We start from the raw sequence: 24,063 nt of genomic DNA, 5'->3' as shown, positions 1-24,063 counted from the left end.
TGCGCCTGTTGCCCATCCTTCGAGACGCACGCCTACGGCGTGCTCCTCAGGATGAGGTGGTGCGGGTGAACTCGGAGCGCAAAGATTAGAGCCGGTGCCCCGCTGGCGTCACGTTCCACTGGCGGCGCAGCTCGTCGAGGTCGTGCTCGACCCAGTCCCAGACGCTCCACTCGGGATCGAACAGGTCGGCCGTCATCTCCGCGCCGCGCGCCCAGGCGTGCCAGAACTCGTCGGGATCGAGGCCGCCTTTGCCGGCATGGCCCACGTCGTTCAGCGGCTCGCCGAAGTGAAAGAAGAAGATCACCGGCAGGATGTGGCCGCTCATCGGGTTGATCGGATGCATGCCGGCCGTGAAGGTCGAGACGAGGAGTTCGCCGCGCGCGCTGGTGTCGTAGCCCGAGATCACATGCGTCGAATCGTGCGCCGTGCCGAAGGCGGCGTTGAGCGCCGCCGGGTCACCCGGGAAGGGATAGCCGTTGGTCTTGTCGAAGTCCCACAGCGCCTTGCCGAAGCTGTTCTGCGGCAGATCGCCCAGCGCCTCGTAGCGCGCGACCAGGCCGGGGTCGGCGTTGACGCCGCCATAGGGCCGGATCCATGCGTTCGGATCGAGGCCCTCGGAGGAATGACTGAGCACGCTGTCGAAGTTCTTGCGCCACATGTCGGCGGCGGCCCAGGCGAGATGGCCCGAGGCCGCCTCGACGAGATCGGTGAGATAGTCGGCCTCGATGTCGAGGGCGCGGGAATAGTCCAGCACGCGCCTGAGCTTGCGGTGATCGAGCGTCCCGTCGACCATGGCCATGACGGCGAGATACTTCACCGCCTCGTCCGCCAGCGCGCGATCCTGCAGTGCGGCGACGAGGTCGGCCGGCTCGACGGCGGGAAGCGTGCCGAGATCGCTGAGCCCGCGGCGGCGCAGCAGATAGTGCCCCGCCGCCAGGATGCTCGCGGTATCCGCGTAGGAAAGCGCCCGTCCGCCAGCCAACGCCACCTGGCGCATGGCGCCCAGGATGGCGTCGCTCTCGCGGTGGCCGACGGCGCGCACGCGCTTTAGCGCAGCGGCTCGAGAATGCTCACATAGTTGGCGACGGCGGCGCCGCCCATGTTGAACACGCCGCCGAGTTTGGCCTTCGGCAGTTGCAGCCCTTCCGGCGCGGTGCCGGAGAGCTGCATGGCCGACATCACGTGCATGCTGACGCCCGTGGCGCCGACCGGATGGCCCTTGGCCTTGAGGCCGCCCGAGACGTTGACCGGCAGCTTGCCGTCGCGCTCGACCCAGCCTTCATGGATGGCGCGCTCGCCTTCGCCCGGTGCCGTCAGCCCCATCGCCTCGTACTCGATCAGCTCGGCGGAGGTGAAGCAGTCATGGCTCTCGACGAACGAGAGGTCGAGCAGGTCGAGATGCGCCGACTTCAGCGCCCGCTGCCAGGCGAGCCGCGGGCCCTCGAACTTGATGATGTCGCGGCGGCTCATCGGCAGGAAATCGTTGACGTGCTCGGCGGCGCGGAAGGCGATCGCCTGCTTCATGCCGAGCGCCGTGCCGACGTCGGTCAGGATCACCGCCGCCGCGCCGTCGGTGACGGGCGAGCAGTCGGTGCGCTTCAGCGGGCCGGCGACGAACGGGTTCTTGTCCGACGGCGTGCGGCAGAACTCGTAGGCGAATTCCTTCTGGAAGTGCGCATAGGGGTTCTTCGCGCCGTTCCTGTGCGCCTTGACCGCGATCTTGGCGAGCGCATCGGACTTGTCGCCGTAGCGCTGGAAGTAGGCCGAGGTGATCTTGCCGAAGATGCCGGCGAAGCCCGCCTCGATGGTCGCTTCCTCGGCGACGTAGGAGGCCTTGATCAGCACCTCGCCCGCCTGCGTGGAATTGAGCTCGGTCATCTTCTCGACGCCGACCACCAGCACGAAGCGCGCCTTGCCGGCCGCCAGCGTGTTGAGTCCCATGTGGATCGCCGCCGAGCCGGTCGCGCAGGCATTCTCGACCCGGGTCGAGGGCTTGAAGCGCAGGTCGGGATGGGCCTGCAGCGCCAGGGAGGAGTGGAACTCCTGTCGCACGAAGCCGCCGTTCATGTTGCCGACGTAGATCACGTCGACGTCTTTCGGCTCGATGCCGGCATGGGCGATGGCTTCGGATGCCGCCTTCACGATCAGCGACTCGCTGGTCTCGCCGTCGAGCTTGCCGAATTTGCCGTGGGACCAGCCAACGATGCACGCGGTCATGGAATGTCTCCTTGGTTCGTGGCGGCGACCCTAGACGCGGCCGTAGGGCCGGTCGAGAGGGTGCCGTAATGTGCATATACACTTATATGCCGAGCCGGATCGCGCAAGAGGGCGATGCAAGAGCCTCCGCGCGGTCAGCGCGGCGCCCAAATTCCGCCGCGCGGCGGGTATTGACTGCATCCCTCAACCGGAGCCTCACTGGTACATGGCCGACCTTCCGCCGCCCGAGCGATCCTCCCCGCCGCAATCCACGCCGCGCTGGCCCTGGATCATGGGCGGGCTGCTGGGCGGGTTCTTCCTGCTCGCCGCCGGGCTGGGGTTGGGCTGGTACCTTTTCTACCGGCCGATCGTGAACGTCGCCGTCCAGCTGCCGGCACCGCCGGCGCCCCCCGCACCGGCCGGTCCCGATGCCGCGCAGGTCAAGGCGCTGGAGGAGCAGATCGAGAAGCAGAAGCTCGCGAACAAGCAGATCGAGGACCAGATCGCCACCCTGAAGGACCGCCTGCGCGCCGATGTCTGCACGGCCAAGGACCCGGCCGGCAAGGCGCCACCGGCCTCGACGCCTGCACCGGCCGGGCAGAAGACGTGATCGTGACTGCAACGTAACAAAAGAATCGTTGCTCATGAGAGGAGCTAGCCCCACTCTGCCCTGAGATATGAAGAATCGGGGCGGGAGAGCGTGAGGCTGGCTGTAACTCGATGGCGGGGAGCGGCGTCGGCGGCCACCTTGGCCCTGTTGACGGCCGCCTGCGACTTGAAACAAGCGGCCGTGCTCGATCCAAAGGGACCGATCGCGCTCGCTGAGCGGAACCTCCTGTTCGACGCCTTCTGCGTCATGATGGTCGTGATCGTTCCGATCATCGTCCTCACCCTATGGTTCGCCTGGCGGTATCGCGCTTCCAACACCAACGCCCGGTACACGCCGACCTGGGCCAACTCGGTCAAGATCGACGCCCTCACCTGGCTGATCCCGGCGGTCATCGTCATCGCCGTCGCGGTCCTGCTATGGCGCAGCACCCACCGGCTCGATCCCTATCGTCCTCTGGAATCCAAGGAACCGCCGATCGACGTCCAGGTCGTGGCCCAGGACTGGAAATGGCTTTTCATCTATCCCGAGCAGGGTATCGCCGTCGTTAACCAGCTGGTCTTTCCGGCCGGCCGTCCGGTCAGCCTGCGCATCACCTCCGACACGGTGATGAACTCCTTCTACGTGCCGCAGCTCGCGGGCCAGATCTACGCCATGGCCGGCATGCAGACCCGACTGCAGATGCTGGCCGACCAGCCGGGCACCTTCGTCGGCCGCAACAGCCAGTACAGCGGCGGCGGCTACTCGCAGCAGCATTTCGAGGTCCAGGCCATGAGCCAGGCCGATTTCGACGCCTGGGTGGCCCGTGCCAAGCAGGGTGGCACGCCGCTGGACGCCACGACCTATCCGGCGCTGGCGGCCAAGAGCCGCGCCAACCCCATCACCTACTATTCGACGGTCGAACCCAAGCTGTTCGACACGATCATCGACAAATACAGGCACAGCGGCCACGCGCACTCCGCGCCGGTCCGGAGATAGCGGATGTTCGGCAAACTGACGATCGAGGCCCTGCCGTTCTACAGCCCCATCGCCGCGGGCGGTGCCCTCGTCACCGTGGGCGGCGCGCTGCTGGTGGCCATCGTGCTGACCTGGCTCAAGGCCTGGAAGTATCTGTGGACCGACTGGCTGACCAGCGTCGATCACAAGCGCATCGGCGTCATGTACGTCGTGCTGGCGCTGATCATGCTGCTGCGCGGCTTCGTCGACGCCATCATGATGCGCGCCCAGCAGGCGATGGCGCTGAACGGCGGCGGCTACCTGCCGCCCGAGCATTTCGACCAGATCTTCAGCTCGCACGGCACCATCATGATCTTCTTCATGGCGATGCCGTTCATGACGGGGTTGATCAACATCATCGTGCCGCTGCAGATCGGCACGCGGGACGTGGCTTTCCCGTGGCTGAACGCCGTCAGCCTGTGGCTGAGCGCGGCCGGCGCGGCGCTGGTCATGGTCTCACTGGTGATCGGCAAGTTCTCGACCGCGGGCTGGACCGGCTATCCGCCCTATTCGGGCATCGAGTACAATCCCGGCGTCGGCGTCGACTACTGGATCTGGGCCATCCTGATCAGCGGCGTCGGCTCGACCATGTCGGGCATCAACTTCATCGTGACGATCCTGAAGCGCCGCGCGCCGGGCATGACCCTGATGCGCATGACGCCCTTCGTCTGGACCGCGCTGGTCGCCTCGGTCCTGATGGCCTTCGCCTTCCCGGCCATCACCGTGGCCTGCGGTCTGCTCGCCCTCGACCGCCTCGCCGGCATGCACTTCTTCACGAATGCGCATGGCGGCAACATGATGAACTACGTCAACCTGTTCTGGATCTGGGGCCATCCGGAGGTCTACATCCTGATCCTGCCGGCCTTCGGCATTTTCTCCGAGGTCGTGTCGACCTTCTCGCGCAAGCGCCTGTTCGGCTACGAATCGCTGGTCTATGCGACGGCGGCGATCGGCGTCCTGTCCTTCACCGTCTGGCTGCACCATTTCTTCACCATGGGCTCCAGCGCCGGCGTCAACGCCTTCTTCGGCGTCATGACCATGATCATCGCCGTGCCCACCGGCGTGAAGGTGTTCAACTGGCTGCTGACCATGTATCGCGGCCGCATCGACTTCCACCCGTCGATGATGTGGAGCATCGGCTTCATGGTGACCTTCGTCATCGGCGGCATGACCGGCGTGCTGCTGGCCATCCCGCCGGCCGACTTCCTGATGCACAATACGACCTTCCTGGTCGCGCACTTCCACAACATGATCATCCCGGGCGTGCTGTTCGGCTACCTCGCCGGCTACATGTACTGGTTCCCCAAGGTGTTCGGTTTCGCCTTCCACCGCGGTTGGGGCCTCGGCGCCTTCTGGTGCTGGATCATCGGCTTCTATCTCGCGTTCATGCCGCTCTACCTGCTGGGCCTGAAGGGCATGCCGCGCCGCATGGAGACCTACAACGACCCGACCTGGCAGCCCTATCTGCTTGTCGCCGCCTTCGGCGCCTTTGTCGTCCTGTGCGGCATCGGCTGCATGGTGATGCAGCTCTACGTCTCGATCCGCGACCGCGCCAAGACGCGCGACCTCGCCGGCGATCCGTTCGACGGCCGCACCCTGGAATGGTCGACGTCGTCGCCGCCGCCGCCGTACAATTTCGCGGTGATCCCGACGGTGGGGGACCGCGAGGCCTTCCTCGAGATGAAGGAGAAGGGCACCGCCTACCAGCGGCCGGCCGCCTACGAGGCGCTCCGTATCCCGTCCAACACGCCGATCGGCGTGATCCTGGGGGCGTTCGGCTTCGTGCTTGGCTTCGCCATGGTCTGGCACATCTGGTGGCTGGTCCTGGCGTCCGGTCTCGTCATGTTTGCCGCCGTGATCGTGCGCTCTTCCAATGACGATCAGGAATTCACGATGTCCGCGGCCGAGGTAAAGGCGATCGAGGACCAGCGCTTCCGCCTCCTGGGGAGCCGCTCATGAACGCGTCCCCCATGACCGCGCACGAGCGGGAAGAGATCGAGGTCCACGAGCAGCGGGCGCTGGGCTTCTGGCTCTACCTGATGGGCGATGCCGTGATCTTCGCCCTGCTGTTCGCCACCTACGCGATCATGATCCCCGGCACCGCCGGCGGTCCCACGGGCAAGCAGCTCTTCGAACTCGACAACGCCGCCATCGAGACGGCCCTGCTGCTGGTCTCCAGCATGACCTTCGGCTTCGCCAGCCTGCAGGTGAAGGCGGGCAATCGCGGCGCCGTGCTGGCGTGGCTGGCGATCACCTTCCTGCTGGGCGCAGGCTTCGTGTTCCTCGAGGTGCGCGAGTTCGCCGACATGATCGCCAAGGGCGCCGGGCCTGACCGCAGCGGCTTCCTCTCGGCCTTCTTCACCCTGGTGGGCACACACGGCGTCCATGTCACGATGGGCCTGATCTGGATCGTCGTCCTGGGTGCCCAGGTCGCGCTGAAGGGGCTCTCCATGCCGGTCGCCTCGCGCCTGCACCGGCTTGGCCTGTTCTGGCACTTCCTCGACATCGCCTGGGTCGGCATCTTTTCCATCGTCTACCTCCCGGGACTACTGTGATGGAACACCAACCCCCTCACGCCCTTCGCTCCTACCTGATCGGCTTCGTGCTGGCGGTCATCCTGAGCGCTGTTCCGTTCTGGCTGGTCTACACGCACGCTCTGCCGCCGCAGCGCACGCTGCTCGTCATCGGCATCGCCGCCGTGCTGCAGGTGCTGGTCCATCTGCGCTTCTTCCTGCACATCAACTTCACCACCACGCCGCGCGAGAACATCCTGGCGCTGGTCTTCACCTGCCTCCTGCTGTTCATCATGGTGGGCGGCAGCTTCTGGATCATGTTCGACCTGCACAGCCGCATGCTGCTCTAGCCTGCGGTCGCGACGCATGGCGCCGGTCAAATCGAAGATGACGCCGATTCTGGTGTGGGAGTGGATTCTGGTCCTCTCGCCCGTGCCGGTGATGGTGCTGGCCTACGTCGTCCTGGCGAACACCGCGCTGGCGGAGGGGGCGGTGGGCTTCACGGAGAAGACGCTCGACGGTCTGTGTGCCGCGGGCCTGCCGGCCGTCTGGTGCCGTCTCGCCAGGCCCGCGACCCTGCTGACGTCCGTGCAGTTCCTGAGCTTCCTCTGGTTCGTGGCGATGTCCCTCTACCTGTTCTGGCGGGTGCGCTTTGCGCCCTACACCAAGCCGGCGAACTACGTACCCGGGGCCGCCTCGTTCTTCGAGATGGCGAGCTGGGCGGTGATCTGGCTGTTCATGCTGATCGGCGGCCAGGTCTTTCCCTACCGCGGCGCTGCGCTGGCCGAGCCCAGCCTGCTGTTCGGCATGCTGGGCCTCAGCCTCGGCCTGCTGTCGCTGCGCATGCTGGCGGTCAGCCTGAGGTTCCGTCACTAGCGCCTCATGGGAGAGCGCCACTCCCGTGGCGCTCGTGTCTCGCCGATCGACGAAGCTTGAGCGCCACTGGCGTGGCGCGCTCCATTTCGGCAGCCGGCTCACGCGGAAATTCCTAGGAATTTCCTATGCCCGTGGCGCGCCCGCCGGCTCGAAATCCTATGCCTGGAACGCCTTCTATGCGGCCGAAGGAGACTTCCATGCTCGACATCCTGTTCTTCGGCGGCGGGCTCGTCCTGTTCTGCCTGCTCATCGCCTACGAACGCCTGTGCCACAGGCTGTGAGGCGATCATGAGCTTCGACTATCTGCTCGGCGGCGGCCTTGCCGCCCTTTTGCTCGTCTATCTGACGGTCGCGCTGGCGCGGCCGGAGAAGTTCTGAGGCGGTCATGACTCTCAACGGCTGGGCGCAAATCGCGCTCTTCTGCGGCCTCGTGCTGCTGCTCACGCGGCCACTCGGCGGCTATCTCGACAACGTCATGGCGGGACGGCGCACCCTGCTGTCGCCGGTGCTGCTGCCGGTCGAGCGCGGCTTCTATCGCCTGGCCGGTATCGACCCGGCGGAAGAACAGAGCTGGTGGGTCTATGCCCGCGCCATGGTGGTCTTCCACATCGTGGGCTTCGCCTTCCTGTACCTGCTGCTGCGCCTGCAGGACCTGCTGCCGCTCAATCCGCAGGGCATGTCCGCCGTGCCGCCCGACCTCGCGGGCAACACCGCCGTGAGCTTCCTCACCAACACCAACTGGCAGAACTACGGCGGCGAATCGACCATGAGCTACCTGTCGCAGATGGCGGGTCTCTCGGTGCAGAATTTCCTGAGTGCCGCCACTGGCATCGCGCTGGCGGTGGCGCTGGTGCGCGGCTTTGCGCGCGCCGAATCCAAAGGTATCGGTAACTTCTGGGCCGACATGGTGCGCGCCACGCTCTACGTGCTGCTGCCTTTCTGCCTGCTGCTGACGGTCTTCTACGTCTGGCAGGGCGTGCCGCAGAACCTGTCCTCCTATGTCGAGGCGACCACGCTCGAAGGTGCGAAACAGACCATCGCGCAGGGGCCGGTGGCCTCGCAGCTCGCCATCAAGATGCTGGGCACCAATGGCGGCGGCTTCTTCAACGCCAACTCCGCGCACCCTTACGAAAATCCGACGGCACTCTCGAACCTGGTGCAGATGCTGTCGATCTTTGTGATCGGCGCGGCGCTCACCAACCTGTTCGGTCGTGCCGTCGGCGACGAGCGTCAGGGCTGGGCGATCCTGGCTGCCATGAGCGTGCTGTTCCTTGCCGGCGTGGTCGTCTGTTACTGGGCCGAGGCCGGCGGCAATCCGCTGCTGGGCGCGCTCGGCGTCGACAATGCCGCCGGCAACATGGAAGGCAAGGAGGTGCGCTTCGGTGCGCCGCTCTCCGCCTTGTTCGCGGTGATCACCACGGCCGCCTCGTGCGGTGCGGTGAACGCCATGCTCGACAGTTTCATGCCGCTGGGTGGCCTGATCCCGCTGGTCAATATCCTGTTGGGCGAGATCATCATCGGCGGCGTCGGCGCGGGCCTCTACGGCATGCTCCTGTTCGCTGTGCTGGCGATCTTCCTGGCCGGTCTCATGGTCGGCCGGACGCCGGAATATGTCGGCAAGAAGATCGAGGCGCGCGAGGTGAAGTTCACGATGCTCGCGATCCTCTGCTGCCCGCTTGCCATCCTGGGCTTCACGGCGCTGGCCAGCGTCATCCCGGTGGGACTGGCCGGTCCGGCCAATGCCGGACCCCACGGCTTCAGCGAAATCCTGTACGCCTACGCGTCGGCGGCGGGCAACAACGGCAGCGCCTTCGGCGGTCTGACGGGCAATACCGTCTTCTACAACGGCACGCTTGCCGTCGCGATGATGGTCGGCCGCTTCGCCATCATCATTCCGATGCTGGCGGTCGCGGGGTCTCTCGCGTCCAAGCGCAAGGCTGCCATCTCGGCCGGCACCTTCCCGACCCATGGCGGGCTGTTCGTCGGCCTGCTGGTCGGCGCGGTGCTGATCGTGGGCGGTCTCACCTTCCTGCCGGCCCTGGCCCTCGGCCCCATCGCGGAGCATTTCGCTCTGCTGGCCGGCTCGCTGTTCTAACGAGGCGTCATCATGAGTAAACGTGACAAGTCGCAGTCGCTCCTCGACCCCGCGATCCTGAAACCGGCCCTGCTGGACAGCTTTGCCAAGCTCGATCCGCGCGAGCTGGTGAAGAACCCGGTGATGTTCACCGTCGAGATGGTGGCGCTCGTCGCCACCGTGCTCACCGTCCGCGACCTGGTGACGGGCGTGGCCGGGAGCGGCTTCCAGATCCAGATCGTGCTCTGGCTGTGGATCACCGTGTTGTTCGCCACCTTCGCCGAGGCGGTTGCCGAAGGCCGCGGCAAGGCCCAGGCCGACACGCTGCGCCGCATGCGCAGCGAGACCATGGCCAAGGTCCTGCTGGGAGTCGGCGACACGTTCGAGCCGCGGCGCGCCCATACGCTCAAGGTCGGCGAGACGGTGCTGGTCGAAGCCGGCGACCTGGTGCCGGGCGACGGCGAGATCATCGAGGGCGTGGCGACGATCGACGAATCGGCCATCACCGGCGAGTCCGCGCCGGTGATCCGCGAGGCCGGGGGCGACCGCTCGGCCGTCACCGGTGGCACGCGCGTTCTGTCGGACAGAATCAAGGTCCGCATCACCGCCGAGGAGGGATCGAGCTTCCTCGATCGCATGATCGCCCTGGTCGAGGGGGCGGCGCGCCAGAAGACGCCCAACGAGCTGGCGCTCAGCGTCCTGCTGGCCGGCCTCACGCTCATCTTCGTGCTGGCGGTCGTGAGCATCCCGAGCTTCGCGACCTATGCCGGCGGCGCCGTCTCCGTCGTCGTGCTGATCGCCCTGTTCGTCACCCTGATCCCGACGACCATCGGCGCGCTGCTGTCGGCCATCGGCATTGCCGGCATGAACCGGCTGGTGCGCTTCAACGTGCTGGCGACCTCCGGGCGCGCCGTCGAGGCGGCGGGCGACGTCGACACGCTGCTGCTCGACAAGACCGGCACCATCACGCTCGGCAACCGCCACGCCACGCAGTTCATCCCGGTGACGGGCGTGACCGAGGACGAGGTGGCGCGGGTGGCGCAGCTCGCCAGCCTGGCCGACGAGACACCGGAAGGCCGTTCGATCGTCGTGCTGGCCAAGGAGAAGTATGGCCTGCGCGGCGTCGACGTGGCCGAGCTGCAGGGGCAGTTCGTGCCCTTCACGGCCCAGACGCGCATGAGCGGCGTCGACCACGAGGGCGCGGTCATCCGCAAGGGCGCCGTCGATTCCGTGATCGAGCATGCGCGCTCGCTCGGCATCACGCCGCCTGTCGAGGAGGTGAACCGCATCGCCACGACCATCGCCAAGGAGGGCGGCACGCCGCTCGGCGTGTCGCGCAACGGCCGCATCCTGGGCGTCGTCTACCTGAAGGACATCGTGAAGGGCGGCATCCGCGAGCGCTTCGCCGAGCTGCGCGCCATGGGCATCCGCACCGTGATGATCACCGGCGACAATCCACAGACGGCGGCCGCAATCGCCGCCGAGGCCGGCGTCGACGATTTCCTCGCGCAGGCCACACCCGAGGCCAAGCTGCGCCTGATCCGCGAGGAGCAGGCCAAGGGCAAGCTGGTGGCGATGTGCGGCGACGGCACCAACGATGCCCCGGCGCTCGCCCAGGCCGATGTCGGTGTCGCCATGCAGACCGGCACGAATGCCGCACGCGAGGCCGGCAACATGGTCGATCTCGACAGCGACCCGACCAAGCTCATCGAGATCGTGGCCATCGGCAAGCAGCTGCTGATGACCCGCGGCGCGCTCACCACCTTCTCGATCGCCAACGACGTGGCGAAGTACTTCGCCATCATCCCGGCCATGTTCATCGCCTTCTACCCGCAGCTCGGCGTGCTGAACGTCATGGGCCTGGCGACGCCGCAGAGCGCCATCCTGTCGGCGATCATCTTCAACGCCCTGATCATCGTGGCGTTGATCCCGCTGGCGCTGCGCGGCGTCCAGTACCGCCCGAGCGGTGCCGCTTCGCTGCTTCGGCGCAATCTGCTGATCTATGGAATAGGCGGCCTGGTCGTGCCCTTCGTCGGCATCAAGCTGATCGACGTGGTGGTCGCGGCCACCGGCCTCGCCTGAAGGAGACAGTCATGCTTCGTCATTTCCGTGCTTCGCTCGTCATGCTGGTCCTGATGACCGCGCTGCTGGGCATAGCCTATCCACTGGCCATGGTGGGGGTTGCCGGGGCGGCCTTTCCGGGCCAGGCCGGCGGCTCGCTCCTCCAGAAGGACGGCAAGGTCGTGGGCTCGAGCCTGATCGGCCAGTCCTTCACCGGCGAGACGTATTTCCACGGCCGTCCCTCGGCGACGACCGATACCGATCCGGCGGATTCGACCAAGACGGTCGCGGCGCCCTACAACGCCGCCAACTCGGCCGGCTCGAACCTCGGCCCGACCTCCAAGGGCCTGGTCGACCGAGTCAAGGCGGACGCCGACAAGCTCGGCAAGGGTGTGCCGGTCGATCTGGTCACGACCTCGGGCAGCGGCCTCGATCCGCACCTCTCGCCGGAGGCAGCCGCTTGGCAGGTGCCGCGCGTCGCCAAGGCGCGGGGCCTGCCCGAGGCGCAGGTGCAGGCGCTGGTGGCGCAGCACACCGAAGGCCGCATGTACGGGCTGCTGGGCGAGCCGCGGGTCAACGTGCTGCAGCTCAACCTCGCCCTCGACGCGCTGCCCAAGCGGTGACAATGATCCGGCAGCATGCCCACCGCCGTTGACGATCTGCGGCCCTCGCCCGACGCGCTTCTGAAGGCGGCGGAGAAGGAGTCGCGCGGCAAGCACAAGATCTTCCTCGGCGCCGCGCCCGGTGTCGGTAAGACCTGGGAGATGCTGTCGGCGGCCCACCGTCGGCTCCGCGAGGGGGCCGACGTGGTGGTCGGCGTCGTCGAGACCCATGGCCGGGTCGAGACCGAGGCGCAGCTCAAGGGGCTCGAGATCCTGCCGCGCCGCTCCGTCGACTTTCGCGGCCGCACGATCGGGGAGATGGACCTCGACGCCATCCTGAAGCGGCGGCCGGCGCTGGTCCTGGTCGACGAACTCGCCCACACCAATGCCGAGGGCAGCCGGCACCCCAAGCGCTATCTCGACGTCGAGGAGCTCCTGGCGGCCGGCATCGACGTCTATTCGACCCTGAACGTCCAGCATATCGAGAGCCTGAACGATGTGGTCGCCCGCATCACGCGCATCCGCGTGCGCGAGACGGTGCCGGACCATGTCGTCGATGCCGCCGACGAGGTCGAGCTGATCGATCTGACGCCGGCCGACCTGATCGCGCGCCTGGCCGAGGGCAAGGTCTATGTCCGCGACCAGGCGCAGCGCGCGCTCCGGCACTATTTCTCGCCCGGCAACCTGACGGCGCTGCGCGAACTGGCGCTCAGGCGGACCGCGCTGCGCGTCGACGAGCAGATGCGCAGCTACATGCGCGAACATGCCATTGCCGGCCCCTGGGCGGCGGGCGAGCGGGTGATCGTCTGCCTCGATCCGGGGCCGGGGGCGGCCAACGCCGTGCGGGCCGCCAAGCGCAGCGCCGACGCGCTCGATGCCGAGCTGATCGCGCTCTATGTCGAGACCGACCGGCACGCCACGCTCTCGGAGGCCGAACATGCGCGCCTCGCCGAGGCCCAGCGTCTGGCAGCCCGGCTTGGGGCGGAGGTCGTGACCTTGCCCGGCCGCTCGGTCGTCGAGGAAATCGTGGCCTTCGCGCGCTCGCGGAATGCCACGCGCGTGGTGGTCGGCAAGTCCCGCCGCTCGCGCTGGTTCGAATTGCGCCACGGCTCAGTGGTCGACGAGCTGGTGCGCTCGGGATCGGGCCTTGCCGTCGAGGTGGCGCCCTCGGCCGATGGAGAGCAGAAGGCCGGCCCGCGCGATTGGCTGCGGGACGTGCCGCTGACGCCGGGCCCCTATCTCGAAGGCAGTCTGGCGACGGCGGTCGCGACCGTCGCCGGGGTGCTGATCGATCGCCTGATCGTGCTGCCCAACATCTCGCTGGTCTACGTGCTTCCCGTGCTGTTTTCCGCCGCACGCCATGGCCTGGTGCCGTCGCTCTGGGTCTCGGCGCTGAGCGTCGCCTGCTTCAACTTCTTCTTCCTGCCGCCGCTCTACCAATTCACGATTGCCGATCCGGCCAACGTGATGGCGCTCTTCCTGTTCGTCGTCGTGGCGGTGATCGCCAGCGCGCTGGCGGCCCGGACGCGCACGCAGACCGAGTCGGCGCGTCGCGAGGCGCGCACCACCGCCGGGCTCTACGCCTTCAGCCGCAAGATCGCCGGTGTCGTCGAACTCTACGATCTTCTCTGGATCGTGGTTTCGCACCTGGCGCGCCTGCTGCAGGCTGAGATCGTGGTGCTGATGCCGGAGGAGGGCCAGCTCACCACCCGGGCGGCCTTTCCTCCCGATGGCGCGCTGAGCGACGCCGATCTCGCCGCCGCGCGCTGGTCCTGGGATGCCGACCGGCCCGCAGGCCGCGGCACCGATACCCTGCCGGGAGGACGCTGGCTGTTCGTGCCCATTCGCACCAGCCGTTCGGCCATTGCGGTGATTGGCGTGCTGCCGAACAAGGAGGGTCACGAGCTCTCGGCCGGCGAACGCCGCCTGCTCGAGGCCGTCGGCAACCAGGCCGCCGTTGCCATCGAGCGCGTGACTCTTGCGGAAGACATCGACCAGGCCCGCCTGGGGGCGGAGCGCGAACGGCTGCGCTCGGCGATGCTGACTTCGGTCTCGCACGATCTGCGCACGCCGCTCGCCTCGATCATCGGCGCGCTGTCCAGTCTGCGCAGCTTCGGCGCACGCTACGATGCAGCGGCGCGCGAGGAGCTGCTGGCGACGGCGCAGGGCGAGGCCGAGCGGCTCGACCGCTTCGTCGGCAACCTGCTCGACATGACGCGCCTCGATGCCGGCGCCATCGTGCCTGCGCGCGAGGCCGTCGAAGTGGGCGACCTGATCTCGACCGCACTGCGCCGCGCCGCGCCGCTGTTGGCCGGCCACGAGGTCGCCAGCATCGTGCCGCCGGCGCTGCCGGTCTTGTCGCTCGACTTCGTGCTGGCGGAGCAAGCCCTGTTCAACCTGCTCGACAATGCCGCCAAGTATTCCCCGCCCGGCGGCCGTCTCTCGGTGGAGGCCAGGCTCGCCGGATCGAGGATCGAGATCATCGTGCGCGACGAGGGGCCGGGCATCGCCGAGGCTGACCTCGAACGCATCTTCGAGAAGTTCTATCGCGCCGAGTCGGGGGATCGGCGGCGTGCCGGCACGGGGCTGGGGCTTGCCATCGCCCGCGGTTTCGTCGAAGCCATGGGGGGCACGCTCACGGCGCGCAATCGAAACAATCGCAATAATCGAAACGAACGAAATGAACCCGGCGGTGCGGAATTCGTGATGGAATTTCCGGTGTCTCAAAATGACGGCTGACGGCGCCACCATCCTGATCGTCGAGGACGAGCCGCCGATCCGCCGGCTGCTGCGCACGACCCTGGCGGCGCATGACTACCGTATCCTGGAAGCCGGAACGGGCGCCGAGGCGCTGCAGGCCATGCGGCACCACCGGCCGGACCTCGTTTTGCTCGATCTCGGCCTGCCCGATCGCGACGGGCTCGACCTGATCGCCGATATCCGGAAACTCGCACCGGTGCCCATCGTGGTGCTGTCGGGACGCGGGGAGGAGGCGGCCAAGGTCGCGGCCCTCGATTCCGGCGCCGACGACTACGTCACCAAGCCGTTTGGCGCCGAGGAGTTGATGGCGCGCCTGCGGGCGGCGCTCCGTCACCGGCTGCAGCAGCAGGGGGCGGACCGGTCTTTCGCCAGCGGAACACTGAAAGTCGATCTGGTGCGCCGCCTGGTCGAGCGCGCTGGCGAGGCGGTGAAGCTGTCGCCCAAGGAATACGACATCCTCGAACAGCTCGCGATCCATGCCGGCAAGGTGCTGACGCATCGACACCTGCTGCGCGAAGTCTGGCGCGACGAGGCGGTCGATCCGCAGTACCTGCGTGTCTACATTCGCCAGCTTCGCCAGAAAATCGAGACCGATCCGGCCTCGCCGCAACACGTGCTCACCGAGCCAGGGGTCGGCTACCGGCTGGTCTGAAGACAAGCCGGCCGGCCCTGTGATCGAACGCAACCACGACGAAGCCCGCGCTGGCCGCGCGATCGCGGATGGCGGCAAGTCCTGTGCGGCAGACGCACTCCGTGCCTTCCACGATCACGCGGCCGCTCGCTCCGGTCCGGCGGCGCGCGGCCTGCAGCGCCTCGCAGAGTTCGTCTTCGCTGGCGACGTCGACGATCCAGGCGAGGTCGGCGGCTTCACCGTCCGGCGCGACCGTGTCCGGACGCAGGCTCCGTACGCATTCGCAGCCGCGACGCATGAGGGCGAGAAGGAGCGGGAGGGTGTGATGGCCGATGACGGCGACGCTTGCCGTGGCCGGCAGGTGAGCGACCGCCATGACTTGATCGACGAGGGCTCCCGACGGGTCGTCGGGAGCAGAAGACAGGATGTCGAGCATATGAAATTCCTCCGGGACGCCTCCGATATGGCGGAGGGTCCCGTAGGAATTCGAGAGGGCTGGACGCAGGCCGGCATAGCCCCGCCATAAAGACGGGGTTGTTCGCCTCAAAGGCTACTTGGCGACCTTGGTGCCCGTCGCGACGTTGATCACGGAGCCGTCCTCGAGGCTCAGGCGATAGATCTCGCGCAGAACGTTGCCGGCAAAGCCCAGCTCCACGATCGATACCGTCTTGAACGCGGTCGGGATACCGTCGGGCAGGATCTGGTTGAACTCGACGGCGGTCTGGTTGAACGCCGCCTGGATCTCCGGCGTGAACTTCGCCATCGAGTAGACCAGCGTGTTGTGCGGATTGTGCGGGCGCAGTTCCTTGCCGTCCTTCACGGTGTTGATGCCGCTCACGCCGACCGTCTGGACGAGTTCCTTGCCGGCATCGCCCATTGCCGCATAGACCGGGCCGGTGACGCGCGGCAGCGGACCGTCGCGCAGCGGCGTCAGCGCCGGCGTGGCGAGCGTATTGAAGGCCATCATGGCCTCGAAGCTTGCGCCTTCCTTCACGATGCCGAGGTCGAGCCACCAGGGATGGCCGGCGCCCTTGGCCGCTTCGGTCGTATAGAAGGTCTTGAGTGTCACATTGAGGACCGGCGGCAGCTTCGGCATGGCCTTCAGCATCTTGTCCGGCGTCGTCGGATCGCCGCTGTGGATGTGCAGCACCGTGACGTGCGGGATGTTGAAGCGCAGCGCCTCGTCGATGAGGTTGGCGTTCAGCAGCTTCTCGCGCAGCAAGCCGCCGATCGTGATGGACAGAAGGTCGTTCACTTCCTTCGGCAGCGTGTAGACCAGCCCGAAGGTGCGCTTGTGTTCGCGGAACGCCGGGGAGGCGAGCGAGCTATTGTCGATCGCACCCTGTGCCAGAGCGGGCTGGGCGGCCAGCAGGGCCGAGCCTGCAAGGACAAGGGCGGTCAGCCTGCCGACGATCTTGATCTTCATCACATTTCCCCCGAGTTAGCCAGACGCACACTAGGTGCAATTCGCGTGCCTGCTGACAAGGAGAATCAGGAAGCGCACTCCGCGCGCATAGCCGGCGTGATCGGATCGAGCGGCATGCTCAGTTTGCAGTGATAGTCGAAGGCCGTCCGATACGGCGCGGCGATGCGGGCCTTGGCCTGGATCGGCAGGACGAAGCGGTTGCCGCGACGGTCGATCTGCTGGCGGCCGTAGCCGATGTTGGTGCCGTCGGGGAAATACGCGTCGAAGAAGGAGTGCCCGGCCGTCGAGGTGAATTCGACGGTCAGCACGGCGCCATCGAGACAGTCGAAGCGCGGGCCGCTCTTGAGCACGCCGGTCTCCGTGTTCTTTCCGGAGGGACCGGAGACGGTCCAGTTCGATGTCGAGCCCGTCTTCGTGGTTTCGGCTTTCAGGACGCCACAGGTCAGACTGCTCGGCGGCGGCGGGCTCGCAGGTTTATTCGCCGTTTGTGCGTGCGCAGGTCCGGCAAGGAACACCGCCGTCACCGGCAGCAACAGGCTCATCTTCATTTCGGGAGACCGTCCAGCGCCTTCTTCGCATCGGCATCGTTCTGGGCCGCCGCCTGTTGCAGCCAGACCTTGGCCTTTGTCACATCGGCGGCGAGGCCGGCGCCGCCCTTGGCCAACAGGAGGCCGAGCTTGCGCTGGGCTTCCGCGAGGCCCGTCAGCGCGGCGCGCTCGTACCAGTCCGCCGCCTGGACGCCGTCCTGCGGGAAGCCTGCCTTGGCCGGACTCGTCGGATCGTAGAAGGAGGCCAGTTCGACCTGGGCCGCGGCATTGCCCTGCTCGGCGGCCTGGCGGAACACCAGGAAAGCGGCGCCCATGTCGCCCGACTTGGCGAAGTCACGCGCCTTGCCGAGCATCGCATCGGGCGCCGGCTTGGTCGCCAGATACTCCGCCACCGTCTCGCGCACCGACTTGGCGGGCGGTTGCGGGGCCGGTGGCTGAAGGGGCGTGGGCGCGGGCGGCGGCGCCGCGGCGACGACAGGCTCCGGCGGATGGAGATGGTTGGTCCAGTAGTAATAGCCGCCGCCCACCGCCAGCAGGACCAGCACGCCGGCGATCATCCAACCCGTCGCGCCGGAGCGCTTCGGAAGATCGGCCATGGGATCGCGTGCCGCCCGCAGGTCGGGACGAGGTGGAAACGGGGGTGGCGGTTCGGGCGCGACCTCGAGCGGTGGCGGCAGTTCCGGCTCGGGCGCGGGAGGCGGCGCCTGCCGTCCGCGAAGCCGCACGGTGTCGTCGTAGCTGCCCGAAGCGCCGGCGGCGCCGGAGGTCAGCATCGCAGGCCAGGCCACGACCGTGGTGCCGACGACGCCGATATCGGGCTCGCGCACGCGCAAGCGGACGGTCGCGATGCCGGCCAGACGGTCGCAGATCTCGGGGCCGAGATGGAATTCGAGGATGTCGCCATTGCGCCGCACCTCGTCGGGCCTCAGCCAGGTCTCGGTGCGGCGCCAGCCGTCGTCGGCCAGGTGCGTATCCGGCCCCTGCTGGCGCTGGATCGAGAGGGTGAGCCCGTCGGGGGCGGCGTCGAGTTCGCTCACGCGCAACAGCGCGTGACCGGGTTCCGGCAGCGGGGTGATGGTCGCGCGAACGGGCATTGAAACGCTCTACGCTGCCACGGTACGCAGGATGGCGCCGAGCCGGTCGTTCTGCTCCGGCGTGATCTCGCGTCCGCCTTCGTAACCGACATTGTCCATCGCGAGCTGCAGGAAGGCGCGCATCCAGTCCTTGCAGTAATCGGCATAGATCGGCGCCGGATTCTCGCTGAGCTGCGGAATGCCGTCGATCATGATCGTCGGCTGCTCGAACACGCGGCGCAGCGGTGCGTTCGGTGGCAGGCCGGGCCGCTGATCCAGCGGCAGCTTGTCGAAGCCCAGCGCGCTCACATAGCCGTTCAGAGCCGAGGAGGCCGTGCGCACCTGGCGCTCGGCGATCTCCTCCCACTTGGCGTTGGCGGCGTTCTCGAGTTCGCGCACCTCGTGGGAGAGCTGGTCGATCAGCTTCAGCCGATGCGCGCCCACGATCAGCTCATCGATCAGCCAGCCGAGATGCTGGCGGTCGACGCCGAAATGCGACAGCGCCTTCTCGTCGGATCCGACGCGGCGCATGTTCTCGAGCCAGTAGTCCGCGGCCTCCCGGGCGAATCTCTCGGCCCGATCCTCGAGCACGCCGGACGGCGGCGCGGAGCGGCCCGGCTCCTCGCCGAACACGTCGGCGAAGATGGCGCCAAGATCGACGGCGGCACCGGTCGACTGCGCCGTGGCGCCCGCGGGCTTGCCGTTCCGGCCGAGGCCCTCGTCCGAGGGACGGGCGGTGGCGATGCGGAAATAGATCTCGCGCAACGCGGTGTCGGCGATTTGCAGGGCGGCGACCAGCTCGCCGAAAAGCTGCTGCTGGATGACGTTGGCGAGGCCGCGCAGGACCGTATGGATGAGATCGCGCTTCTTGGTGCGGGCATCGCCATCGGACGCGCTGTGGAAGCCGGCCAGCCGGTCGACCAGGCGGCGCAGCTGGACCTCGAGCTGGCCGCGCACCTGGGCGCGCTTGATCGCGGGGTCGCAGACCGGGATCAGGCTCTTCACCAGGTGCGCCACGCCGCCATCGTTGGCGCGGAACGCCTCGTCCCAGGCCAGCGCCGGATCGGCGAAGTGGCGCCGCACATCCTCGTTCTCGATGAAATGACGGCGCAGCTCGCCGGCGCGCTGGGCGAAGGAATCGGCGATGCCGACCTCGCGACCGCCGTCATAGTCCATCAGTCGTTCGTCGATGACCGTGGGATTGCGCAGCCAGAAGCTGTTGTTGAAAGGCCTGCCGTTCCAGTCGAGCGGCCACTCGCCGCGGAAATTGTTGACCAGCGAGTTGCCGAGGCGGGCGCTCCAGCGCAGGCGGCGCGACTCTTCGGTCTCACCGGCCTTCTGCTCGAACTCGCGATCCATCTTGGTCAACACGAGGAACAGTGCGTTCTTCTGCTTGGCGCGGTCCGCCGGCGTGGCGCCGATCGTCTGGTCGATCCACGCCGACATCATGTCGGAGAGATCGCGGACCTCCTGATTGCCGTCGGGAATGCACAGCAGGATGGCGCTGAGCTCCCGCTCCGCCGAGTAGCGCTGGAAGAGATAGGCGACCTTGCCGCGCAGCAGCAACTCGCGCAGCGGGTTCGCGCCTTCGGCCACGCCCTTGGACTTGGCGACATCGTCGAGATTGGCGAGCTTCAGCCGCGACCGGGCACCCGGGAAGTCGAGCAGGTCGGTGTGGTCGAAGAAGTCCCACGGCTTCTCGTCGATCGCCACGTTCAGCTCGGCGGTGAGCGCGCAGACCAGCGAGCGCGGCAGGCGCGCGTCGGACGCGGAGCGGCCGTCGGCGCGGCGCGGACGCACCAGCAGCGGATCGTCGGCGTCGGTGCCCAGCCGATCGAGCGTCAGCACGTCGACGATGCTCTTCTCGCGCGGGATCAGCGCATCCATGCCCAGCAGCGCCTCGGGCGCGTGGCCGAGCTTCTGCAGTCCCTCGTAGAGGGTGAGATAGAGCTCGGTGAAGGGCTGGAAGTCGTACCACAGGACCGACCACAGCCGGGCACGGTCCTGACCCGACAGGCGCGGCGCGAGATCGATCGCCTCGCGCCAGAAATCGGTGCGCAGCTCGGCAGTGACTCCGGCGAAGAAGGTGTCGAAATACTCGATCAGGTCGAGCACGTCGTCGGACTCGAGATCGCCGACCGGCGCCGGCTGGGCCTTGGCGCGCAGTTCGGCCAGGCGCGTGCGGATCGCCGCCCCGTCGGGCCGCACGAACTCGGCCTTCTGGTGATCGAAGTCGAGCAGGAAAGAGTTGCCCAGGATCTTCACGATGTCGGTCTGCGTGAGCAGACGGACCTTTACCGGGAAGTCGGGCGAGCCATCGCTGAGGCCGAGGCCGAAGCGCGTGACCAGGCCGGTCGACTCGCGATTGCCCGGCGGATTGATCTCGCGCAGGAAGTCGTAGGTCTTGTCGGCGAAGCGCGCCTGCAGCGGGCGGCCGTCGCGGCTCGCGAGGATGGAGACGAGGTACGACTTGCCGGCCTGACTGGGGCCGAAAACACCCACGCACATGCGCCGGCGGGCGGCGCGCGCGAGCTTGCGGCTCTGATTGCGGACCTTCTGCAGCTCGCTTACCAGTGACGGCGCCTGCTGCGCCACGGTGGGCGACTGGTCGGCCGCATCCTTCAGCCAGGCCACGCCTTCGCTCGCGGCGACGGCCAATGCCTCGCAGTCCTGGGCAAGCTTGAGATCGACTGTGTCCATGTCCTCTAACCGGTCTTGAGCATGCCGGTGTCGAGCCAGTAGCCCTCACGGCGCGGCAGTGTCTGGAGGCGGAGCGTCAGGCGGTCGAGTGCGACGGCCCGGCCGTCGCGGTTGGTCACCTGGCGCAGGCGGAAACGTTCGACGTCGCCCGAATCCTTGTCCTTGGGCTTCACGCGAGCGAGCGTGATGCGGAACGGCGTCTCGCGCGCATGGCGTTCGGCATATTCCGGCTTGGCGAACTCGAGCGCGTAGAGCCGCGCGGCCGGCCAGCGCGCCAGGTCGAGCTGTCGTGCGCCCAGCCACATGGGCCCGCGGAACTCGAAGGCGACCTCCGGCAGTTCGAATTCGCGATTGTCGAGATCGACGTCGCGGAAGACGAGGTCTTCCTTCTGCAGGCGGCCGCCACCGTCGAGCTTGCCGATGAACTTGGCGATGCTCTTGGAACGCAGCAGATCGGAGCGGAATGAGAAATCCGGAAGCTGCGACTGTGCGAGTGCGGCGATCATCGCGCCCACCGCAACCGTCGTCTTCGGATCCTCCACCCGCAGGCGGGCATCGCGGAACGGATACCAGGCGCCGACACGGTACTCGTGCAGCGAGATCACCCGCTCCGGCGGCAACGGCAGCAGTTCCATCACCAGCGAGCGGATGCCCGGCAGGCGCGACGGCCGGCCCGAGAGCAGCAGCACGTCGCAATCGTAGGCGTGGACGATCTCCGCGAGCGGCGCCAGGACACGGCCCATCTCGGCCCGAACGGTCTTGTCGAGGCCCGGCAGGTCGACCGGGAAAACGACGTCGCGCAGGTCGAAGTCCTGGGCGCCGCGCTTGCGCGCCGCCTCGTTCACGAAGGTGACGACCTCCTCCGACGGCTTGGCGCCACCGGGGAAGAAGGTCTCGTAGGGACGCGGCTCGGCCGCGACGACGCCCGACGTCGGGTCGTAGGTCTCGGCCGCGCGCAGGAACTCCAGCGCCAGCGGATGGGCGATCTGCAGCGCGAACTGCTGGCGGAGGTTGCGCTGGATCACGTCCTCGCCGCCGCGGTCGCCGCCGACCAGCTCGGCCATCAGGTCCGCCGGATTGGCGATGCCCGCGGTGCGCAATGCCGACTCGATCGGCGGCAGCACATGGGCCTGCACCACGCGCAGCAGGATGTCGTCGCCCGCGACGTTGAAGCCTTCGCGGAACTTCTGCTCCGGCAACAGCGTGACCGACGTGCCGGCGCCTTCCAGACGGTAGGCGTTGATGATCAGGTCGGTCGTGCCGCCGCCGACATCGATGCTCGCGATGTTGAGCACGTCCTCGGGCGGCTTGCCGCGCGGCTTGCGCGTGATCTGGAAGAAGCGCCGGGCGTCGCCGCCGAAATTGCGGGCGACCTCGGTGTATAGGTAGACGAGCTGCGTGCAGCTGGCCTCGTCCCAGTCGGTCAGCACGCGCGGCGCAGGCGCCGCCGGGTCGTCGAGCTTCCAGCCCATCATCATCCAGACGAGATCGCGCGCGGCTTCGGCGCGCCTGCGGAAGATCAGGCGTTCGGCGAGCGGCATGCCGGTCGGCAGGGTGAGCACGATGCGGCGCAGGCGGCGCGGCGTCTCGGCATGGGCCCGCCGGCCGCGCTGCTGCGGCGAATTCATCAGCATCAGCGCCTGCAGCAGCACTTCGGTGAGGACGAACGTCATCACCGAGGAGCGCGAATAGAGCGGTTCGAACACGGGGAGATGGTCGGCCGAATCGGCGTCGGGATCGACCAGGTGCAACGGCTCGCCCTTCTGGTTCACGAGCTGGGCCATCGGCCCCGCAGCGGCCGGCATCGCCGTCTGGTCCTGCGCGTAGGCCACGTTGAAGCGCCATTCGCGGGTCTGCGGCTCCTCGTCCCACAGATAGCGCTTGGGGCTCGACATGCCGGTATTGCCCTCGGTGCCGCGGCGGCGCGCGGCCAGCCGCGTCGCCTCGGGACCGACGCGCGTCATGGTCGGCCAGACGAAGGCATCGGCGCGCCCGCCGAGACGCGAGAGGTGGTTCTTGCCGAACCAGGCCTGCGCGAACTCGACGCGCGATTCGAAGGGGCGCGTGTGGACGACCTCGGGATGCGAGAGGTCGCGCAGCGCGAGCTCGTAGGAATCGTTGAGGTTGACCCCGAGTTCGCCCGCCGCCTCGATCAGCAGCCCGCAGGTCCGCGAGTTGCCGACGTCGAGCACGAGATCCACTTCGATCGCGCCGCGGCCGGGCCGCTCGGCATCGCCCACCAGCTTCACCGGCGGAAAGTGCGCGGTGGCGGCGAGCAGGCCGAGGAAGGCGAGATAGCGGGCCGTGGCTTCCTGCGGCTTCTGCTTGATGTCGCTGTCGATCTCCTCCGCGGTCGCGCGTGGATGAAGTTCATGGAACAGCTCTTCGAGCCATTGCACCATCCAGCTCTGGCGCAGCAGCCAGTGGTTCGCGCGCTGCTGCGGGGCCAGCGCGAACAGCGCACCGGCGGTCACGTCCTTGGGCGATGGCGCGAGATAGGCGCGGCCTTCGGCTTCGGCAATCAGGCCGGTATCGAAGGCCAGCACCGCGCGGTAGCGGTTGCCCTGCTCGTCGCGATACCCCGATCCGTAGCGCGCCTCGAGATCGACCACGCGTACGCGCGCCCAGTCGGCCGGACCCTCGCGGAACTGGTTGTTGGGCCGGACCTGCAGGAACGGCACTGGCACCCACTTGTCGAGAAAGGGCGCGAGCGCATCCTTGGCGGTGATCACCAGATTGGGATCGGCGGCGCGACGGCGGCCGTTCTCCACCACCTCGTACTGGCCGCGGCCCTCGTCGAAGTCGAGCTGAACGAGATCGTCGACCGCGCTCGTGGCCGCAGCGTCATGAAATCCCCATTCGCGGACCTTGAGACGCACGGGATCGAAGCCGAAGTCGAGGAACTGGATGCCGGAGCGGGCAATCAGCGTCGTCGGGCTGGGATAGCTCGGCAGGCGGGCGAGGTCGCTCATGTCACTCCGGTACGGCCATCATCATGCA

20 protein-coding genes are annotated in these 24,063 nt (G+C 67.6%); 12 read left to right on the top strand and 8 right to left on the bottom strand.

Annotation, left to right across the window (positions count from 1 at the left end; genetic code table 11):
* Window positions 1–85: 85 nt before the first annotated feature.
* Both ACO07K_RS22340 and ACO07K_RS22335 read right to left on the bottom strand, forming a co-directional pair.
* Window positions 86–1,042, bottom strand: coding sequence for a hypothetical protein (locus ACO07K_RS22340; protein WP_422031767.1), 957 nt, complete (start codon window positions 1,040–1,042; stop codon window positions 86–88).
* A gap of 5 nt (window positions 1,043–1,047) precedes the next feature.
* On the bottom strand, window positions 1,048–2,217 hold the full coding sequence (locus tag ACO07K_RS22335; RefSeq protein ID WP_422031765.1) for an acetyl-CoA acetyltransferase: 1,170 nt from the start codon (window positions 2,215–2,217) through the stop codon (window positions 1,048–1,050).
* Between the two features lie 205 nt (window positions 2,218–2,422).
* On the opposite strand from ACO07K_RS22335, the gene ACO07K_RS22330 reads away from it, so the two are divergent.
* The 12 genes from ACO07K_RS22330 (at window position 2,423) to ACO07K_RS22275 (ending at window position 15,337) form a co-directional block, all read left to right on the top strand.
* Window positions 2,423–2,806, top strand: coding sequence for a hypothetical protein (locus tag ACO07K_RS22330; protein WP_422031763.1), 384 nt, complete (start codon window positions 2,423–2,425; stop codon window positions 2,804–2,806).
* 90 nt (window positions 2,807–2,896) lie between these two features.
* Window positions 2,897–3,781 carry a ubiquinol oxidase subunit II gene (gene cyoA / locus ACO07K_RS22325; protein WP_422031761.1) on the top strand — a complete coding sequence of 295 codons (885 nt, stop codon included), beginning with the start codon at window positions 2,897–2,899 and terminating at the stop codon, window positions 3,779–3,781.
* A gap of 3 nt (window positions 3,782–3,784) precedes the next feature.
* Window positions 3,785–5,758, top strand: coding sequence for a cytochrome o ubiquinol oxidase subunit I (gene cyoB, locus ACO07K_RS22320; RefSeq protein ID WP_422031759.1), 1,974 nt, complete (start codon window positions 3,785–3,787; stop codon window positions 5,756–5,758).
* Window positions 5,755–6,354 carry a cytochrome o ubiquinol oxidase subunit III gene (gene cyoC / locus ACO07K_RS22315; protein ID WP_422031757.1) on the top strand — a complete coding sequence of 200 codons (600 nt, stop codon included), beginning with the start codon at window positions 5,755–5,757 and terminating at the stop codon, window positions 6,352–6,354. Before cyoB ends, cyoC begins: the two co-directional genes overlap by 4 nt.
* Window positions 6,354–6,662 carry a cytochrome o ubiquinol oxidase subunit IV gene (gene cyoD, locus ACO07K_RS22310; protein ID WP_422031755.1) on the top strand — a complete coding sequence of 103 codons (309 nt, stop codon included), beginning with the start codon at window positions 6,354–6,356 and terminating at the stop codon, window positions 6,660–6,662. Before cyoC ends, cyoD begins: the two co-directional genes overlap by 1 nt.
* Before the next feature lie 16 nt (window positions 6,663–6,678).
* Window positions 6,679–7,188, top strand: a complete 510-nt coding sequence (locus ACO07K_RS22305; RefSeq protein WP_422031753.1) for a hypothetical protein — start codon at window positions 6,679–6,681, stop codon at window positions 7,186–7,188.
* Between the two features lie 288 nt (window positions 7,189–7,476).
* Window positions 7,477–7,566 (top strand): potassium-transporting ATPase subunit F, encoded by a 90-nt coding sequence (locus ACO07K_RS22300; protein WP_298311230.1) that lies wholly within the window; start codon window positions 7,477–7,479, stop codon window positions 7,564–7,566.
* Between the two features lie 7 nt (window positions 7,567–7,573).
* A complete protein-coding gene (gene kdpA, locus ACO07K_RS22295; RefSeq protein ID WP_422031751.1) occupies window positions 7,574–9,283 on the top strand; it encodes a potassium-transporting ATPase subunit KdpA in 1,710 nt (569 codons plus the stop codon).
* 12 nt (window positions 9,284–9,295) lie between these two features.
* On the top strand, window positions 9,296–11,344 hold the full coding sequence (gene kdpB, locus ACO07K_RS22290) for a potassium-transporting ATPase subunit KdpB (protein ID WP_422031749.1): 2,049 nt from the start codon (window positions 9,296–9,298) through the stop codon (window positions 11,342–11,344).
* Between the two features lie 11 nt (window positions 11,345–11,355).
* Complete coding sequence (kdpC, locus tag ACO07K_RS22285) at window positions 11,356–11,946, top strand: potassium-transporting ATPase subunit KdpC (protein WP_422031747.1); 591 nt, start codon at window positions 11,356–11,358, stop codon at window positions 11,944–11,946.
* A gap of 15 nt (window positions 11,947–11,961) precedes the next feature.
* Window positions 11,962–14,664 carry a DUF4118 domain-containing protein gene (locus ACO07K_RS22280; RefSeq protein WP_422031745.1) on the top strand — a complete coding sequence of 901 codons (2,703 nt, stop codon included), beginning with the start codon at window positions 11,962–11,964 and terminating at the stop codon, window positions 14,662–14,664.
* A complete protein-coding gene (locus ACO07K_RS22275) occupies window positions 14,654–15,337 on the top strand; it encodes a response regulator (RefSeq protein ID WP_422031743.1) in 684 nt (227 codons plus the stop codon). The genes ACO07K_RS22280 and ACO07K_RS22275 overlap by 11 nt, the downstream gene beginning before the upstream one ends.
* Here ACO07K_RS22275 and ACO07K_RS22270 read toward each other — a convergent pair.
* From ACO07K_RS22270 to ACO07K_RS22245, 6 genes are all read right to left on the bottom strand, one after another.
* Window positions 15,303–15,752, bottom strand: coding sequence for a hypothetical protein (locus ACO07K_RS22270; RefSeq protein WP_422031741.1), 450 nt, complete (start codon window positions 15,750–15,752; stop codon window positions 15,303–15,305). The genes ACO07K_RS22275 and ACO07K_RS22270 overlap by 35 nt on opposite strands.
* Before the next feature lie 114 nt (window positions 15,753–15,866).
* Window positions 15,867–16,742 carry a hypothetical protein gene (locus tag ACO07K_RS22265; protein ID WP_422031739.1) on the bottom strand — a complete coding sequence of 292 codons (876 nt, stop codon included), beginning with the start codon at window positions 16,740–16,742 and terminating at the stop codon, window positions 15,867–15,869.
* 65 nt (window positions 16,743–16,807) lie between these two features.
* Window positions 16,808–17,275 (bottom strand): hypothetical protein, encoded by a 468-nt coding sequence (locus ACO07K_RS22260; RefSeq protein ID WP_422031737.1) that lies wholly within the window; start codon window positions 17,273–17,275, stop codon window positions 16,808–16,810.
* Window positions 17,276–17,286: 11 nt separating this feature from the next.
* The gene (locus tag ACO07K_RS22255) at window positions 17,287–18,384 is read right to left on the bottom strand and encodes a tetratricopeptide repeat protein (RefSeq protein ID WP_422031735.1); all 1,098 of its coding nucleotides are present in this window, start codon (window positions 18,382–18,384) and stop codon (window positions 17,287–17,289) included.
* A gap of 9 nt (window positions 18,385–18,393) precedes the next feature.
* Entirely contained in the window at window positions 18,394–21,063 is a 2,670-nt protein-coding gene (locus ACO07K_RS22250; protein ID WP_422031733.1) for a virulence factor SrfC family protein, read from the bottom strand.
* A 5-nt stretch (window positions 21,064–21,068) separates the two neighbouring features.
* On the bottom strand, window positions 21,069–24,035 hold the full coding sequence (locus ACO07K_RS22245; RefSeq protein ID WP_422031731.1) for a virulence factor SrfB: 2,967 nt from the start codon (window positions 24,033–24,035) through the stop codon (window positions 21,069–21,071).
* Window positions 24,036–24,063 lie beyond the last annotated feature (28 nt).

This window comes from Reyranella sp., from assembly GCF_965228225.1.
Classification (GTDB): Bacteria; Pseudomonadota; Alphaproteobacteria; order Reyranellales; family Reyranellaceae; genus Reyranella.
This window is presented reverse-complemented; position numbering and strand designations above follow the sequence as displayed.